The 17,156-nt window shown below is 64.9% G+C and carries 11 protein-coding genes; 5 read left to right on the top strand and 6 right to left on the bottom strand.

Going from position 1 to position 17,156, the window contains the following annotated elements; translation table 11 throughout:
* Positions 1–3: 3 nt before the first annotated feature.
* Positions 4–1,470: an AMP-binding protein gene (locus tag WFQ67_RS09515; RefSeq protein ID WP_213628952.1), complete on the bottom strand. Its 1,467-nt coding sequence runs from the start codon at positions 1,468–1,470 to the stop codon at positions 4–6.
* Entirely contained in the window at positions 1,460–2,134 is a 675-nt protein-coding gene (locus WFQ67_RS09510) for a thermostable hemolysin (protein ID WP_337056679.1), read from the bottom strand. Before WFQ67_RS09510 ends, WFQ67_RS09515 begins: the two co-directional genes overlap by 11 nt.
* Before the next feature lie 329 nt (positions 2,135–2,463).
* Here WFQ67_RS09510 and WFQ67_RS09505 point away from each other — a divergent pair, with 329 nt between their 5' ends.
* The 5 genes from WFQ67_RS09505 to WFQ67_RS09485 all read left to right on the top strand — a co-directional run bounded on the left by WFQ67_RS09505 (position 2,464) and on the right by WFQ67_RS09485 (position 13,646).
* Positions 2,464–6,564, top strand: coding sequence for a CHASE domain-containing hybrid sensor histidine kinase/response regulator (locus tag WFQ67_RS09505; protein WP_337056678.1), 4,101 nt, complete (start codon positions 2,464–2,466; stop codon positions 6,562–6,564).
* A gap of 5 nt (positions 6,565–6,569) precedes the next feature.
* Positions 6,570–7,556 carry a GGDEF domain-containing response regulator gene (locus WFQ67_RS09500; RefSeq protein WP_213628950.1) on the top strand — a complete coding sequence of 329 codons (987 nt, stop codon included), beginning with the start codon at positions 6,570–6,572 and terminating at the stop codon, positions 7,554–7,556.
* Between the two features lie 405 nt (positions 7,557–7,961).
* Positions 7,962–9,575 carry a methyl-accepting chemotaxis protein gene (locus WFQ67_RS09495; protein ID WP_337056677.1) on the top strand — a complete coding sequence of 538 codons (1,614 nt, stop codon included), beginning with the start codon at positions 7,962–7,964 and terminating at the stop codon, positions 9,573–9,575.
* Between the two features lie 134 nt (positions 9,576–9,709).
* Positions 9,710–12,577 carry a hybrid sensor histidine kinase/response regulator gene (locus WFQ67_RS09490; RefSeq protein ID WP_337056676.1) on the top strand — a complete coding sequence of 956 codons (2,868 nt, stop codon included), beginning with the start codon at positions 9,710–9,712 and terminating at the stop codon, positions 12,575–12,577.
* Positions 12,567–13,646: an HD-GYP domain-containing protein gene (locus WFQ67_RS09485; protein ID WP_337056675.1), complete on the top strand. Its 1,080-nt coding sequence runs from the start codon at positions 12,567–12,569 to the stop codon at positions 13,644–13,646. Before WFQ67_RS09490 ends, WFQ67_RS09485 begins: the two co-directional genes overlap by 11 nt.
* Before the next feature lie 33 nt (positions 13,647–13,679).
* Here the strand turns inward: WFQ67_RS09485 and WFQ67_RS09480 are convergent, their stop codons facing one another.
* From WFQ67_RS09480 to WFQ67_RS09465, 4 genes are all read right to left on the bottom strand, one after another.
* Positions 13,680–14,648 carry a GTP 3',8-cyclase MoaA gene (locus tag WFQ67_RS09480; RefSeq protein WP_213628948.1) on the bottom strand — a complete coding sequence of 323 codons (969 nt, stop codon included), beginning with the start codon at positions 14,646–14,648 and terminating at the stop codon, positions 13,680–13,682.
* 86 nt (positions 14,649–14,734) lie between these two features.
* Entirely contained in the window at positions 14,735–15,373 is a 639-nt protein-coding gene (locus tag WFQ67_RS09475) for a TetR/AcrR family transcriptional regulator (RefSeq protein ID WP_021217601.1), read from the bottom strand.
* Positions 15,374–15,930: 557 nt separating this feature from the next.
* Positions 15,931–16,716, bottom strand: coding sequence for a TatD family hydrolase (locus WFQ67_RS09470; RefSeq protein ID WP_213628947.1), 786 nt, complete (start codon positions 16,714–16,716; stop codon positions 15,931–15,933).
* A 54-nt stretch (positions 16,717–16,770) separates the two neighbouring features.
* Positions 16,771–17,127, bottom strand: a complete 357-nt coding sequence (locus WFQ67_RS09465) for a PilZ domain-containing protein (RefSeq protein ID WP_021217603.1) — start codon at positions 17,125–17,127, stop codon at positions 16,771–16,773.
* Positions 17,128–17,156 lie beyond the last annotated feature (29 nt).

Below are 17,156 nucleotides of genomic sequence, written 5' to 3'. Positions count from 1 at the left end.
GCCTCATTCGTTGGCGAGTTGGTTGAGAAGGGTCTGGTAACGGACGTAGATCGCTTCGCGACGCGGCCGGCCGTTACCGGTGAGCAGGCCGTTGGCGGATGTGAAGGGTTCGGCCAGCCGCACCCAGCGGTGCACCCGGGCGTAGTCGGGCAACTCGCGGTTGCAGCGCTGCACGGCGGCCTCCAGCTGCGCGTCGGTCGTCTCCGGCGACAGCGGCCAGAGCAGCGCCAGGTTGTGGGCGAGCCCCTCCCCCTGGACGTAGGCCTGGAGGATGGTGCCGTCCTGGGTCAGCTCGGCCTCGACCCACTCCGGGTTGACGTTGCGACCGAGGCTGGTGATGAACTGGTTCTTCTTGCGGCCCAGGATGTGCAGGTAGCCCTCCTCATCGAAGTGCCCCAGGTCGCCGGTCGGCCACCAAGGAGAATCCGGCGGCGGCTCTCCCAGGTAGCCGAGCAGGGTCGAGCCACGCACCAGCACCTCGCCATCCTCGGCCAGGCGCACCTCGACATGGGGCAGCGGACGCCCGACCGTACCGGGGCGGTTGGCCTCCGGGCGATTGAGGCAGACCACGGACGCGCACTCGGAGAGGCCGTAGCCCTCGAACACCGGCAAGCCGATGGCCTGGGCACGCGCCAGCAGGCTCGCCGAGACCCGCGCCCCGCCCACCGCGACGAAGCGCAATGCACCGATCTGCGTGAGCCCGCGCTCGATGGCCGTGACCAGGCCCAGCAACAGTTGGGGCACGAGGATCAGGCTCTGCGCGCCACTGAGCAGGATGCAGCTCAGCAGCCGCTTGAGGTCGATGCCGCTGGCCCCGCTCATGCCCAGTTGGTCCAGGGGCAGCAGCGTCACCTCGGCGCCGGCGATCAGCGCCGCGTAGACGCCCAGGTTCTCGAGCAGCACGCCCAGCGGCAGCACCGCCAGGTAGCGGCTAGGCCCCGTGGAGCGACTGGCGGCTTCGAGCTCCCGCGCGACACGCAGCAGCGACTCGGCCGACAGGCATACCCCCTTGGGCGTGCCGGTGCTGCCGGAGGTGTAGGTGATCTTGGCAGTGGTCGCCGGCAGCAACGCCGGGGAGCTCACCGGGCGCTTCCAGAATCCCTCGCTGAACAGGTAGCCCAGCGCATGCAGCTCGTCGGTCAGCGCTTCGCCAGCGAGCACCAGTGGCGTCTGGCTCAATTGCAGGCAATGCGCACGCTGGGAAGCACTGAAGAACGGCGGCAGCACGATGCAGGGGCGCTCGCTGAGCAACGCGGCCAGGTCCCACAGCAGGGCCTCGGGGCCATTGTCCAGGAGCAGCGCGATGGGCCCCGCCGGCTGCGCGCGGAGCCGCGACTCGCGCAACGCCAGCTCATCCAGCAGTTGCGCATAGGTGTAGCGGTGTTCGATGCCACGTATCGCGCAACGTTGCGGCTCGCGCCCGGCATGCTGTTCCAGGAGCTGGCGGAACCAGCGGGTATCAGGCCGCATTACCGTTCTCCCCCAGCAGCAGCGGGAAACCCAGGCGCTGGAAGACGCCTCGACGCTCCAGCTCGGAATGGCCGTGCTGGATGTCCCCGGCGAACACCTGCGGGCGCTGCTCGTAGTAGGTGCCCCAGTTGCTGCCCGGGTCCTCCAGGCGCTCGGCATCGGCGCGGCCCAGCACCATGGGTTCGAGCCCGAGGCGGTGGAAGCTGTTGACCAGGGTGGAGGTGCCGGTGAACGCCACCCAGCGCAGGCCTCTTGCCGCCAGCAGCCAGGTCACGGCGATGATCAGCAGCCGTGCGCCACCGGCCGACAGCGACGCGAGATTGCCGACCTCGACCAGGGCCGCCCGGGACACCTCCCCCACCCGCGGCGCCAGCGCAGCCTCCATCGGCTCATCCAGGTACTGCTCGAGGAACAGTTGCCCGGTGCTGGCCAGGCGGATGCCCACGGCGGCGTCGAGGGTGCCGCGGCCGTCGTAGAGTCCGAGCATCTCCGGCAGGAAGTGCTGGATATCCGCACCATGCGCCTGTTTGAAGCCACGCTGGACGAACGACTCCAGCTCCGCGCGCCCCGGGTCTCCCTGCAGGTTCAGGTCCAGGAAGGCGTGGCGCTCCCCCAGGCTGCCGAAGTGAAGCGGGAACAACGATTCCCATTGCGACTGGATCATGTCTGGCCCCCAACGTGCGTTTCGATGGGGGCGAGTATCCGCAGCCAATCTGAATGGAGTCTGAAGCGTGCCCGTGCGGTTCATCGGGCCGGAACCGATCGGCGAAAGGCCGAGTCGCACGCGACGTCATTTGCCCGGAAGTCGGGCAAAGGGCCATCTATAGTGAGGAGGCAACAGCGAGACGACGTCTTCTCCATCGAGAGAATGATGTCACAGTGATACTAGGCATAAGTACGCTGGCGCCAATACGGATAAAGACAGGAAAGTCAGGGCTCGAAGCATCCTACCCAGGCCGCTTCGAACACCCACCGGCGTGAGAACTCGAGCGGATGAAGGCACAGCCGTGGATCCACATCGCCATCTGGATGGCATTGGTACTGCTCTCGGGCCTGTTGCTCAGCGCGCTGGCCAGCCTCCAGCAGGTCCGCTCCATCGACAACCACGTGCAGGAGGCCCTGAAGGACGAAAGCCGCGAGGTAGAGGGCGACCTCATGTCGCGCCTGCGCATCTACGAGTTCCGCCTCAGGGGCTGGCGCGGCGCCGTCCATATGCTGGGCATCGACAATGTCACCCTCGACCTGTTCACCCGCTACAGCCGGGCGCGCAACCTCCAGGAGGAATTCCCAGGAGCCCGTGGGTTCGGTTTCATCCGCCGGGTGAGGGTCAACGAGGAGGCGGAGTTCCTGCACAGGGTCAGGGCCGATGGCCAGCCGAACTTCACCATCCACCAGTTCGCCCCCTTCCAGGGCGAACGCTATGTGATCCAGTACATCGATCCGCCGGAGGTCAATATCGAAGCCATCGGCCTGGACATCGCCTCCGAACCCCTGCGCCGGCTCGCCGCGCAACGCTCGATGCTCAGCGGCAAGGCCACGCTCACCGCGCCCATCACCTTCATCAACGAATCCAGGGAGGCCTATCGCTCCTTCCTGTTCCTGCTGCCCGTCTACAGGACCCCGGACACCCCCGCCGACCTGCCCTCGCGCCATGAGGAAACCCTGGGCTGGAGCTACGCCCCCCTGGCGATGAGCGAGGTGATGACCGACCTCGACCTGCCCGTGGACAGCCTCCACCTGGCGATCTACGACATGACCGACGCCCCGCAGCGCAAGCTCATCTTCGAGACCCACCACCAGAGCCCGGATGGCGAGCTGGTCCAGACCTACAGCTTCGAACGCGAGGTCTACGGGCGCACCTGGCTGTTCCAGGTCAGCGCCCATGCGGCCTTCGTCGAATCCCTGGACCCCGTGCACCCCGCCAGGGTGTTCGTGGTCGGGCTGCTGGCCAGCCTCCTGCTCACCGGCATGGTCGGCACCCTGCTGCTGTCACGCCAGCGCCAGCACCAGGTGATGGCCGGCCAGGCGCGGCTGGCGACCATCGTCGAGAACTCCAGCGACGCGATCATCGGCGAGGCGCTGGATGGCCGGATCATCACCTGGAACCGTGCCGCCGAGCAGATGTTCGGCTACACCGAGGCGGAGATCCTCGGCCGCCCCCTGGCCCCCCTGCTGGTCCCGCAGGAACGCCTGGCCGAGGATGAAGCGCTGCTCGAACGGGTGGCACGCGGGGAACGCGGCCCGACGCTGGAGACCCAGCGCCTGCACAAGGATGGTCGCCTGATCGATGTGACCATCACCTGCAGCCTGATCCGCGAGGCCGACGACAGCATCCTCGGCGCGGCGAAGCTGATGCACGACATCAGCGACCGCAAGCGCGCGGAGAACTACCTGCGCCAGTTCAACGCCAACCTCGAGCAACAGGTCAGCGAACGCACCGCCGAACTCTCCCGGGTCGCCGGCCTGCTGCAGGCGGTGCTCGACGCCTCGTCCGAGGTGTCCATCATCGCCGTGGACATGCAGGGCGAGATCGTCGTCTTCAACCGGGGCGCGGAACTGCTGCTGGGCTATACCGCCGCCGAAATGATCGGCATCCGCAATCTCCTGGACTTCCACCTGCCAGAGGAGGTCCAGGCACGTGCGGTCGAACTCAGCCGCGAATACGGCCGCCCCATCGAGGGGATGGAGGTATTCCGTTGCAAACCCGACGAGCAAGGCGCGGAAACACGCCAGTGGACCTACATCCGCAAGGGGGGCTCGCAGATCCAGGTGTCCATGGTCATCACCTCCATTCGCATGGAAACCGGTGCGATCATCGGTCACCTGGCCATCGCCCAGGACATCACCGAGCGCCTGCGCAACAGCGCCGAGCTTCTTGCGGCCAAAGCCTCGGCCGAAAGCGCCAACGCCGCCAAGAGCCTGTTCCTGGCGAACATGAGCCATGAGATCCGCACCCCCATGAACGCGGTCATCGGCATCGCCCACCTGTTGCAGGGCACGCGCCTGGACGAGCAGCAGGAGAAACTGCTCGGCAAGCTGCAGATCGCCGGGCGCTCCCTGCTGGGGATCATCAACGACATCCTCGACATCGCCAAGATCGAGGCCGGCGAGATGCTTCTGGAGAACAGCCCGTTCCGTCCCCATCGGCTGTTCGGCGAGCTCGCCGAACTGTTCGCGCCCCAGGCCGAAGCCAAGGGCCTGCGGTTCGAAGTCAAGGCCGATGCGCTGCCCGAACAACTTGCCGGCGACGCGTTGCGACTCAATCAGATCCTCATGAACCTGATCGGCAACGCCCTCAAGTTCACAGCCGCCGGCGGCATCGAGGTCAATGTCGAATGCGCCCACGAGACCGACGTACGCTGCTGGCTCTGCATCAGCGTCCGGGACACCGGCTGTGGTATCGATGCCAAGGTGATCGAGCGGGTGTTCTCCCCCTTCACCCAGGCAGACACCTCCACCACCCGTCGCTTCGGCGGCACGGGATTGGGCCTGTCGGTGGTACGCGGCCTGGCCGAGAAGATGGGCGGGACGGTCGGTGTGCGCAGCACCCTCGGGGTGGGCAGCGAATTCTGGGTACGCCTGCCGTTCGATCCGATCATCGACGAACAGGCCCTGTCGGATAACGCGTCCAGCCTGGATGTGCTGGTGGTGAGCCAGGACGAGAGCGAACGCCAGCGACTCACACAGCTGTGCCGCTCGCTGGGCTGGCGAGCCACCCCATTCTTCAGACGGGAAGACCTGCTCGAACACCTCGGGCAACGGCTCGCACGCCGCCATCCACTGGCCGATGTCCTGCTACTCGACCACTTGGCCGGCGACGATGTGCTGGAGACGCTCGAACAGCTCAGGGCATTGCTGGGACGCGAACGCATGCCCAGCAGCGTGGTGTTCTCGGCGCCACGGACATCGGCTGCACCCACCCTGGAAGATGCACTGGTGGACCATCACGCCCGAACGCCACTGGACGGCTCCGATCTCTACAACGCCATCGCTGCCGCCAGCCTCGGGCATCCCAACGGCCACGGCGAGAAACTGATCCACGCCACCGAGCTGGACATCACCCAGGCCCGGTGGCTGGAGGGCATAAGGCTGCTGCTGGTGGATGACAGCGACATCAATCTCGAGGTGGCCAGTCTCATGCTCCAGCAGCAGGGCGCCGAGGTGCAGACCTGCATGAACGGCCGCCAGGCGCTGGATTGTCTGCGCGAGGACACCACCGCCTTCGATGTGGTGCTGATGGACCTGCACATGCCGGAAATGGACGGGTTCGAGGCCACCCGCCGACTGCGTGGCGAACTCGGCCTGCAACGACTGCCCGTGCTCGCTCTGACCGCCGGAGCGTTGCCGGAAGAACGTCGGCAGGCCAAGGCGGCCGGAATTGACGAGTTCCTCAGCAAACCCCTGGAACCCAAGGTGCTGATCCGCGCCATCCGCCGGGCGGTCCAGGACTCCCGGGGCGCTCCCCTGCCCATACGTCCGATCGAGGCGCCCACCGGGCCTTCCCGCCCCTGGCCGACGATAGAAGGCATCGATACCGTTGAAGTCGCCCAGCGCATGAGTCACGACCTGGAGCTGTTCAACTCCTCGCTGCGGCGGCTGTTCAGCGAGTTCGGCGAATTCCGCGACGACGAAGCGACCCGGCGGCGCCTGCAGGACGACCCGCCCGGGCTAACAGCGCGCCTGCACAAGCTCAGGGGGTCGGCGGGCATGCTCGGTGCCCGGCGCCTTCACAAGCTTGCAGGTGAGGCGGAGACCCTGCTGCGGGTCGAACCCGACGCCCCACACCTGCCGGTACTGCTCGGGCAGTTGGTGGGGGCCTATCTCGAACTCGAACGCCAGACGGGCGTCATCGAGGCGATCACCCTCCCCCGCAGCGACGCGGACCACCTGGCAGCGGGCCCCGCGCTGGCGAGGCTGATCGACCACCTGCGCGACCACGACATGGCCGCGCTGGAGCAGTTCGCCCAGGCATACCCTGCCATCCAGGTTTCGAGCCAGGCGCTGGCCGAACAGGTCTGGCAGGCGATCGACAACCTGGACTTCGAACAGGCGTTGCACCTGCTCGAGTCCGCAGGCCTCGTGGCCAAGGAGTGACCCCCATGGACTACACACCCTCCCTGCTGATCGTCGATGACGACACTTCAGCGATCCGCATCCTCAGCAAGGCGATCGGCAGTCTCGGCAAGGTCCGCTTCGCCACCAACGGCCCCGATGCACTCCGGGCGGCACAGGAGCAAAGGCCCGACCTGGTCCTGCTGGATGCCGAAATGCCCGGCATGGGCGGCTTCGAGGTCTGTGAACGGATGAAGACCGAAATGGAACTGCGCGACGTCCCGGTCATCTTCATCACCAGCCACACCGAGGCGAGCATGGAGGAAGCGGGCCTCGCCCTGGGCGCGGTGGACTTCATCGGCAAGCCCATACGCCCCGCCATCGTCAATGCACGGGTGAAGACGCACCTGCACCTGAAGCTGGCCATGGACCGGCTCAACCTGCTGGCGCAGACCGACGGCCTGACGGGCCTGGCCAACCGTCGCTTCCTCGATCAGACCATCGAGCGCGAATGGCTGAGGACCCGCCGCAACGGGCAACCCTTCTCGTTGCTGCTGATGGATATCGACTATTTCAAACGCTACAACGACCGTAACGGCCACTTGCAGGGCGACCAGTGCCTGATCGCCGTCGCCCATGCCCTGCGCGCCTGCATCAACAGACCCGCCGACCTGGTGGCCCGCTATGGCGGTGAAGAGTTCGCCGTGCTGTTGCCCGAAACCGATCATGTCGGCGCCTGCCGCATAGCCGACCAACTGGGGGACGGTGTCAGGCACTTGAACATTCCCCACCCCGACAGCCCACACGGGAACGTGACGGTTTCAATCGGCGTCGCCAGTTTCGATGAAGAAAGTCCCAGTTGGCCGCATTCCAGTGAAAGCAATGAAGTCGTACCGAACATCGCAAGACTTCTCGAGTTTTCGGATGCCGCCTTATATGAGGCCAAGGAAGCGGGACGGGATTGCAGCCGATTCAGGAACATCGAACTTGCAGCGTTGATGCCAGCGAGCGATACGGGCAGGCAGGAAGCCTAGGAGCGTGCGGAATTCAAAAATGCCTGAAGATTGCACGCGCCGTCGAAATATTCGATGCGACACGGCTCGACTGGATTGGCCATACGCAGTTGAGCCGTGCTTGCAATCAATAACGGCCACTACATTCAGCTGAAAATCATTATCAGCCATCCAACTTCCCACTAAAGTCTTATACCGCCTGTCGCCCATGGAAATACCGTAGAAATAGTCGACAATACGATAAAAGCACTTTGCCATCAGTGCTGTAGGAATAGGAACTTGCAACTGCTGTAACGACGACGAGTCATCGTGGCCTTATTGAATTCACGCACTTTTCACAAACGGCTCGTTAAACATCCGCCCATGACCTGAAACTTCTATCGGGCACTCATATCGCCACACGCCCGTGCAACTGGGGAGATCATCATGTTGATTCGCTCGTTACGTGTATCCACCCGGATCAATTTTGGCTTTGCAGTTCTGGTCACGTTGCTGATGCTGGTCGGGGTAGGCTCTCTGATGCAAATGCACCAGATGCATGACAGCTCCGAAGCGGTCGATGGGAACTGGCTGCCCAGCATCATCGCCCTAGGCCACATGGACGACGCGACCCTTCAGCTTCGAGCCTCTACACTGCGGGCCCTGGTGACCTACGACGAGGCTGCCAGAAACCGCCTGGCGGCTGACGAAACGGCACTGCAAAAAGCCCGGGACAGTTACATCAGGATGATTTCGAGCGATGAGGAGCAGCGGCTCTTCGACCGGTATCTCGAGGACCTGCGCAGCTACATCGATGTCCGCGGCACAGTGGTCCAGCACTTGGAAACCGGTGACAAGGACGGCGCCCAATCACTGGTCACCGCCAAGCTGAATGAGTTGGGCAGTGCACTCAGTAACGATCTCGCCGCACTGATAAGAATCAACGAGGAGGGAGCCAAGCAGGCCTCGACGGCCAGCACCTCTGCCTTCCAGCGCGCCAACCTGCTTGTCGTGCTGATTCTTGTCGGAGCCGTCGGACTGGCCGTCATCCTCGCCCTCCTTCTTTCACGAAGCATCGTGCGGCCGCTGAACCAGGCGGTCGAAGTGGCGAGCCAGGTATCCCAGGGCGACCTGAGCCGGGATATTCCGGTGGAAGGGCACGACGAGGCGACTTCCCTAATGAACGCCCTGCGCGGCATGCAGCAGAACCTGCGGCAGACCATCAGCCTCATCGCCGACTCCTCCACCCAGCTCGCCTCGGCCTCCGAGCAGTTGCATGCGGTGACCGAAGACGCCAACCGGGACCTTGTGCAGCAGAACCAGGAGATCGAGCAGGCGGCCACGGCCTGCAACCAGATGAGCGCCGCGGTGGACGGGGTGGCCCACAACGCGGCCACGACCATGGACGCCTCGCGGCAGGCCGATACCGCCACGCGCCATGGCCGCGAGCAGGTGGGTGAGACGGTACGCTCGATCAACGCCCTGGCGACCGACGTGACCAGCAGCGCCGAGCGTGTCGAGAAGCTCGCCCGGCAGATGCACGATGTCGGCAAGGTGCTCGACGTGATTCGCTCGATTGCCGAGCAGACCAACCTCCTGGCCCTCAACGCCGCCATCGAGGCCGCCCGCGCCGGGGAACAGGGGCGCGGCTTCGCGGTGGTGGCCGACGAAGTTCGCCTGCTGGCACAGCGTACCCAGCAATCCACCCACGAGATCGAGCAGATGGTGAACCAGTTGCAACAGGAGGCCAGCGCCACAGTCGCGACGATGCAGGGCAGTACGCGCCTGGCCCAGACAACGGTGAGCCTTGCCCAGGCCGCCGATGGGAGCCTGGGCGACATCGCCCGCACCATCGCCTCGATCAACGAACAGAACGTCCAGGTGGCCAGCGCTGCCGAACAACAGGCCGCAGTGGCCCGCGAGGTCGACCGCAGCCTGGTCAACATCCGCGATCTGTCCACCCAGACCTCGGCTGGAGCCAGCCAGACCCGCGCCTCCAGCCAGGACCTGTCACGCCTGGCGGTGGAACTCAAGTCCGCCGTCGCCTCGTTCCGCCTGTGACGGATCGCAATAGCCGCCGCTGCGCTTATCTCGAGTCGTTCTGATCGCTCGGGATCGGCGCAGCCCCGGCTGGGGGGAGCCTGACCTAGCCTCTGGATACGGCACCTTCCGGCGCATCGCGCAAGGAAAAGGAAATGAGTGGACTCGCCCGCAAGATCGGCCTGCGCCAGTGGATCTGGAAAGCGTTCGTGCAGAGCGCGCTGCTGCCGCTGATCCTGGTGGAAACCGTGCTGATCGCCTGCTACCTGCTGAGCAACCAGCAGATGCGCGACGCCCAGATCGCCTACCTGCAGCAGAACGCACTCGACAGCCTCGGTGCCACGGCCAACCAGAATGCCCAGATCATCCAGGACCACCTGGCGCACATCGCCAGCAACACAGAACTGTTCGGCCACCTGGTGGGGCTGGCACTTTCCACCCCTTCCGTCGCGCCCATCGAGAAGCTCGCCGTCACCGAGGATGGCGCCCATTACAGCCCCGAGGACCTGGGCGGAGCCGCATCCTTCTACTCCAGCCTCTCGCCTGCCGGAACACAGAGCCAGGCAAGGGCTCAACGGCTCTCGATGCTCGACCCGCTGATGAGGGAAATGCAAAGCCATCAATCGCTGATCTCAAGCATCTATTTCAATACCTGGGACAGCTACAACAGGATCTATCCGTGGTTCCACACCGAACTGCAGTACCCGCACAACATGCGCATCCCCGACTACAACTTCTATTACCTGGCGGATGCGACCCACAACCCGGATCGCCTGCAACGCTGGACCGACGTCTACCTGGATCCTGCCGGCAACGGCTGGATGGCATCCTCCATCTTCCCCGTCTACCGCGATGACTTCCTGGAGGGCGTGGCCGGGATGGACCTCACGGTGGACGGCATCCTCCAGGAGATCGGCAAGCTGCATATCGGCTGGGGCGGTTACCTGCTGCTCGTCAGCAAGGACATGAACATCCTGGCGCTGCCCCGTGCGGCGGAGCATGACTTCGACCTGCGGGAGCTGACGGGACATACCTACCAGGAGGCGGTCCGCACCGAACGCTTCAAGCCGGACGACTTCAACCTGGAGCGGCGCCCCGATACCAAGGCGCTGGCCCGGCTGCTGGCGGCCAGTCCCAGCGGCCATGCGGAGATCACCCTGCGCGGCAAGACGCACCTGGCCGCCTGGGACGAGATCCAGCCCGCCGGGTGGCGCCTGGTGGCACTGGCGGACAAGAGCGAAGTGATGGCGGCGACGAACTCGCTGGCCGGCCACTACCAGTCGATCGGCTACCTGCTGATCGCCGGGATGATCGGCTTCTACCTGTGCTTTTTCACCTACATGTGGCTGCGGGCGAGAAGCCTGAGCGAGAAGCTGCGGGACTCGATCGACGCCATCGCCGAGATGCTGAGAAGGATCGGCAGGGGTGAATGGCACCCGAGGCGTGCGGTGTCCTCTATCCACGAACTGGACCAGATGGCCGAATCCGTGATGGTCATGGGCGAGCAGCTCAGTCTCAGCGAAATGCAGCGCAGCTCGGCCCAGCAGCGCCTGGAGCTGGTCATCGAAAGCGTCACCGCCGGGCTCTGGGAATACGACCTGGCGAGGGACCGCCTGCTCTTTCGCGGGGAGTTCTGCCAACGCTTCGGTCTGCCTGACAGCGAGCTGGGCCGGGCGGACCTGTTCTCCCGCATAGCACCCGAGGACGTCCCCAGGCTCGACGCCGCACTGCAGGGGCTGCGGATCGGCAACCTCACCCGCATCGACCTCGAGCTGCGTGTGCTCGGCCCCGACGAGTCGCCCCTCTGGATGCTCTGCCGCGGCCGGATACTCCATCTGGAGCAGGAGCCGGACAGGCGTCTTGCCGCCGGCACCTTCGTGGACATCCAGGTGCTCAAGCAGGTGGAGGAGGACCTGCGCTATCGCACCCGCGAGGCCCAGGCCGCCAGCCAGGCGAAATCACGCTTCATCTCCAGCATCAGCCACGAATTGCGCACGCCGCTCAACGCGATCCATGGATTCGCACAGCTGCTGCGCATGAAGGCCACGGAGGAGCAGGCGGACACGCAACCCCTGGACGAGATCCTGCTGGCCAGCGGGCACCTGGGGCAACTGGTCGACGACCTGCTGGACTGGTCCAGCCTGCAGGCCGAAGCCCCCAGGCTCAACCTGCGCTCGGTGGAGGTCGGCGCGCTCATGCTCGAATGCTCGGAAATGATCAGGGCGCAGGCGGAAACGGCGGGCCTCGACCTGCAGGTGCTGCTGCCGGACGAGCCGGTGCATGTCATGGCCGACGCCAGGCGCCTGCGCCAGGTGCTGATCAACCTGCTTTCCAACGGCATCAAGTACAACCGCCCCGCCGCCCTGCTGGCGATGGGCACGGAAACCATCGGTGATCGCCTGCGCCTCTACGTGGAAGACGGCGGCGAAGGTGTCGAGCCGGATCTGCAGAAGGCGCTGTTCGAACCCTTCCAGCGCCTGGGTAAGGAAAACACCTCCATACAGGGCACCGGGATCGGACTGTCGCTGTGCCGTGAACTGGCCGAGCTGATGCAAGGCAGCATGGGGCTGCGCAGCGAACCGGGCGTGGGTAGCCGGTTCTGGATCGAGCTCGCCCTCGCCCGCGCCCCCGAGGAAATGCTCAGGGACATTGGGCCGAGGCCGCTGCACGTGTACTACCTCGATGATCACCCGGCGAGCCAGCAGCGAGTGAACCAGGCACTTGGCAGCCTCGCCAAGGTGACGCTGATCGAGCACGGGGACAGGCTCGCGCAAGAGCTGGCGAAGGGGCTCCCGGACCTGCTCCTCATGGACTGCAGAGTGCCGGGCGCCGAGGCGACCGATCGCCTGAAAAGCCTCCCCGGAGGCAGCGATATCCCCGTCATCCTGCTCAGCGAAGCGCCGGACCATCGCTCCCTGCAGCACTACCCCTTCAAAGCGGTGCTGAGGAAGCCGATCAATATTGGCGAGCTGCGTGAGCTGGTCAGCTCAATGATGATTCAGGAGGAATCAGATGTTCTCTAGCATCTCGCCGGAAACCCGCATCGTCATCATCGACGATATCCAGACCAACCTCCGACTGTTGGAATCCAGCGTCAAGGCGTTCGGCCTGCGCCATATCATCAGCTTCACGGATTCCGCCGCGGGCCTGGAATGGGTGAAGTCCAATCCATGGGATCTGCTGCTGCTCGATCTGGACATGCCACCCCCCAACGGATTCGAGATCCTCGGACACCTGCGCGACCGGAACCGCTCACGTTGCCCCGTGATAATCCTGACCGCTCTGGACGACCCGGAGAGCCGGCGCCGAGGCCTCGAACTGGGCGCGAACGACTACCTCACCAAGCCGGTGGACCTGCCCGAGCTGCTCCTGCGGATGCGCAGTTGCCTGAGCCTGGCCCACGCTACCGCCAGCCTTGAACAACTCAATCAGGACCTGGAAAACAAGGTCAGGTCGCGAACGGCGCAACTGGAGGAAAGCTACCGCTCGGCGATTCGCGCCCTGGGCAGGGCCGCCTGCTACCGCGACAACGACACCGGTAACCACATCATGCGCATCGGGGAATCCGCCGCCATGGTGGCCACGACGCTGGGCATGCCCGCCGCCTGGTGCGAGACGATTCGGTTGGCGGCTCCGATGCATGACCTGGGCAAGATAGGTATCAGTGACGACATCCTCCTCAAGCAGGGCCCGCTGACGGCAGAGGAGCGCAGCCAGATGATGGAACACCCGGTGATCGGTTACACCATTCTGCACGAGGACCCTGGCACCGAACTGAGCGAAATGGCGGCCGAAATCGCCTACTGCCACCACGAAAAGTGGGACGGCAGCGGCTACCCGCGCGGCCTGGCGGGCGAGGCCATCCCTCTCTCGGCGCGGATAGTCGCCCTTTGCGATGTCTACGATGCGCTGCGCATGGACCGCCCCTACAAGCGGGCCTGGGATCCCGATCGCGCTCAGGCATACATCAGGGAACAGGCAGGGAGCCACTTCGACCCGGCGCTGGTGATCGCGATGGTCGCCTGCTTCCCCGATCTGGAGGCACTGCTGGCGGCCGACCAAGCGTACGAGGAACGCAAGCGCGCGACCTGAACCGGCGGCGCTGCGCTCATCGGGAGCGGGTGTTCAGCCGCCGATGATCTTCATGACGGTGACGCCGCCGGAGAAGGCGATGTCCTGTTTGTCCGCCAGGGCCTTCACCAGCAGCCGCTGCAGGCCCGGGAGAGCCTGGTGGCGAGGCTTGTCCAGCAGGTCGCCGACATAGTGACGGTTGCTCGATGACAGGCAGCCGTGGAGCCAGCCGGTGGAGGACAGGCGCAGGCGCGAGCAGGTGCGGCAGAACGGCACGCTCTCGTTGGCGATAATGCCGAAATACCCCAGCCCGGGAATCGCATAGCGCAGCGCGGTGGCGTCCACCGGCGCTTCGGCCTGGACGAACTCGTGACGCTCGCCGATCAACTGGAGCAGCTCGTCCAGGCCGATGAACTGCTGCTGGAAGCCGACGCCATCGCGAGCCAGGTGACCCATGCGCATCAGCTCGATGAAGCGCAGCTCGAAGCCGTTCTCCAGGCAGTACTCCAGCAACGGCATGACCTGGTCCAGGTTCTGGCCACGCAGGGGCACCATGTTGAGCTTGATCTTCAGCCCCGCCGCCCGGGCCTCGGCGAGCCCCTGCAGCACGGTCTTCAGGTCACCGCCACGGGCGATACCCCGGAAGGCGTCGGCATCCAGGGTGTCGAGGGAAACGTTGAGGCGGCGGATGCCGCAATCGACCAGCAGCGGCAGCTTGCGCGAGAGCAGTTGGCCGTTGGTGGTGAGGCTGATGTCATCGAGGCCGAGGCCGCTGACGCCGCGAAGGAAGTGATCGAGCTTGGGGCTCACCAGCGGCTCGCCGCCGGTGATGCGCAGGCGCTCGATGCCGGCGGCCTCCATCAGGTAGGAGACGCCGCGAACCATGGCCTCGGCAGAAAGCTCGTCCTGTGCCGCGACCAGGCGCTTGCCGTTGGGCACGCAGTAGGTGCAGGCGTAGTTGCAGGCGGCGGTCAGGCTGATGCGCAGGTTGCGGAAGCGCCTGCCTTGGCGGTCGACGATCATGGGACGCTCCGACGGGGAATGGGGCGAAGTATATCGCCGCCCCATCGCCAGTCCCATGCATTTGCCATCCGGCTGGGCGCGATCACTCAGCCCGATGGGGCGTCATTCTCGCGCTTGCGCTTGTTGCCCATGCGCACGCCGATGTCCATCAGGAACTGGAAGAAGCCTTCCTGATCCTCGAGGACGTTGCTCCAGAACGGCGAGTGGTAGAGCGCCACGGCGCCATGCACCAGGGCCCAGGCCGCGCAGTAGTGGAAATACGGCGGGACGTCTTCCAGCTTGCCTTCGGCGATGCGGCCCTTGATCAGTTGGGTCAGGCGCTCGAAGTTGGAAGCACGGATCTTGTGCAGTTGCTCGACCATCTCGGGCACCTGGCTGTTCTTCACAACCTTCTCTTCCAGGCGGTCGAACAGGCGGTAGCGCTGCGGGTCACGCATGCGGAATTCGAAGTAAGCGCGCGACAGCGCTTCCTTGTCACGGTCCACATCCGCCGAATGCAGCAGCTCGTTCAGGTCACGCTCGTAATCGAGCATCAGGCGCAGGTAGATCTCCGCCTTCGACTTGAAGTGCTTGTAGATGGTGCCTTTGCCGATGCCCACCGCGTCGGCGATCATCTCGACGGTGACGCTGTCTTCACCCTGCTCCAGGAACAGTTTCAGGGCGGTGTCGAGGATTTCCTGCTCACGACGGCGGAACTCACGGACTTTACGGGGTTCTTTCTGCATAAAGGGACTGTAGGGTCAAAAATCAAGCCGCGTATTATGCCTAATTAGCGCCAAAATGCACGGAACATCCGACTATGAGCCTATTGCCAGATGGGTTCGACATGTTTCAGGGCATGCTCGAAGGCCCTGGAAACCGCGAACCAGATGGCTTGCAGCGGTCATACCGATGAACGCGAAGCGCACACGCAGTAGGCTTTCGGATCGCAACGCCACCCCACCCGCACAAAGATGACGCACGCCAGCGCGTGGATTCGGGGTGCGACCATTGAGCGCAGCCCGGTCAGGAAGGGGCGTAGCCGTCACCGGCAGGCACAAGCCCAGTCGGCAGACGCTTGAGGACTCAGACGCCTTGCGCGTATTCCAAATCTGTTTAAAAAACGAGCAATCGCATCTGGACGCTAGAGGATATTGACCAATACTCAAATGACTGGCGTGCGGCATCTCCCCCCAAGTGCCCCACCAGTCAAGGTACCGAGGATCGCGTACCTTTGTTTTACTCCTAATGGTCTTGACCCGGATTCATCCCCCAGAACCCGGGTTTTTTTTGCCCGCGAGTTTCAACCCGCCAGGCGCGCCAAGGGGAACAGGCGCCGGAAGTTGGCGGTGGTCTGCTCGGCGAAGCGCTCGAACTCCACCCCACGCAGCTGTGCGAGGAACTCGGCGACCTCCCGCACGTACTCGGGCAGGTTGGGCTTGCCTCGATGCGGAATGGGGGCCAGGTAGGGCGAGTCGGTCTCGACCAGCAGGCGGTCGGCCGGCACCTGCCGGGCGACCTCGCGCAGCGCTTCGGCGTTGCGGAAGGTGACGATGCCGGACAGCGAGATATAGAAGCCGATGTCCAGGGCCGCCTTGGCCATTTCCCAATCCTCGGTGAAACAGTGCAGCACGCCCGCCTGGGGCAGCGCTGCCTCGCGCAGCAGCGCCAGGGTATCGGCGCGCGCCTCGCGGGTGTGCACGACCACCGGCTTGCCGGTGATGCGGGCGGCTTCGAGGTGCAGGCGGAAGGCCTGTTGTTGCAACTCGGCGGCCTCGGGCTCGTAGTGGTAGTCGAGGCCGGTCTCGCCGATGGCGGCAACGCGGGGGTGGTCGAGCTCACCCAGCAGCCAATCCAGGGCCGGGGCTTCGCCGGGAGCCAGGTCCAGCGGGTGCACGCCGACGGAGCAATGCACGTCGGCATAGCGGCTGGCCAGGTCCTTGACCGCGGCGGCGTTGTCGGCGCTGACGCCGATGCAGAGGAACTGCCCGACACCGCGGGCACGGGCAGCCTCGAGCGCCGCATCGAGGGAACCGCCATGAGCGGCGAGATCGAGGCGATCGAGATGGCAGTGGGAATCGACCAGCATGGTTCGGATCACTTGGACGTCAGGAGGCGCCGGCCACGATGGGCCGGCGCGGCGTTACATGGTGTGGGTGGGGCGGTCCGACTTGAGGGCACCGGCGAGGTAGGTCTCGATCTTGTTGCGTGCACCGGTGTCGCCGTCGTTGAACTGCACGCCGATGCCGGCGGCACGGTTGCCCTGGGCCCCCTTCGGGGTGATCCAGACGACCTTGCCGGCCACCGGGATCTTTTCCTGCTCGTCCATGAGGTTGAGGAGCATGAACACTTCGTCGCCGAGCTTGTAGCTCTTGTTCGTCGGGATGAACAGGCCGCCGTTCTTGATGAAGGGCATATAGGCGGCATACAGCACGGACTTGTCCTTGATGGTCAAGGACAGGATCCCGTTACGCGGGCCCAGATTGGGTGGCAGGCTCATGCGGCTTTCCTGGCTAGCTGGCTCAGCGG

Source organism: Pseudomonas sp. USHLN015, assembly GCF_037153275.1.
Taxonomy (GTDB): domain Bacteria; phylum Pseudomonadota; class Gammaproteobacteria; order Pseudomonadales; family Pseudomonadaceae; genus Metapseudomonas; species Metapseudomonas tohonis.
Note: the sequence above shows the minus strand (reverse complement) of the source record. Positions and strands in the feature narration are given on the sequence as shown.

What these genes read in the sequence shown, in the direction of transcription:
- WFQ67_RS09515 (WP_213628952.1), bottom strand. Translation starts at nt 1,470, where the DNA reads ATGCGGCCTGATACCCGCTGGTTCCGCCAGCTCCTGGAACAGCATGCC.
- WFQ67_RS09495 (WP_337056677.1), top strand. Translation starts at nt 7,962, where the DNA reads ATGTTGATTCGCTCGTTACGTGTATCCACCCGGATCAATTTTGGCTTT.
- WFQ67_RS09500 (WP_213628950.1), top strand. Translation starts at nt 6,570, where the DNA reads ATGGACTACACACCCTCCCTGCTGATCGTCGATGACGACACTTCAGCG.
- WFQ67_RS09510 (WP_337056679.1), bottom strand. Translation starts at nt 2,134, where the DNA reads ATGATCCAGTCGCAATGGGAATCGTTGTTCCCGCTTCACTTCGGCAGC.
- WFQ67_RS09485 (WP_337056675.1), top strand. Translation starts at nt 12,567, where the DNA reads ATGTTCTCTAGCATCTCGCCGGAAACCCGCATCGTCATCATCGACGAT.
- WFQ67_RS09490 (WP_337056676.1), top strand. Translation starts at nt 9,710, where the DNA reads ATGAGTGGACTCGCCCGCAAGATCGGCCTGCGCCAGTGGATCTGGAAA.
- WFQ67_RS09465 (WP_021217603.1), bottom strand. Translation starts at nt 17,127, where the DNA reads ATGAGCCTGCCACCCAATCTGGGCCCGCGTAACGGGATCCTGTCCTTG.
- WFQ67_RS09475 (WP_021217601.1), bottom strand. Translation starts at nt 15,373, where the DNA reads ATGCAGAAAGAACCCCGTAAAGTCCGTGAGTTCCGCCGTCGTGAGCAG.
- WFQ67_RS09480 (WP_213628948.1), bottom strand. Translation starts at nt 14,648, where the DNA reads ATGATCGTCGACCGCCAAGGCAGGCGCTTCCGCAACCTGCGCATCAGC.
- WFQ67_RS09470 (WP_213628947.1), bottom strand. Translation starts at nt 16,716, where the DNA reads ATGCTGGTCGATTCCCACTGCCATCTCGATCGCCTCGATCTCGCCGCT.
- WFQ67_RS09505 (WP_337056678.1), top strand. Translation starts at nt 2,464, where the DNA reads ATGAAGGCACAGCCGTGGATCCACATCGCCATCTGGATGGCATTGGTA.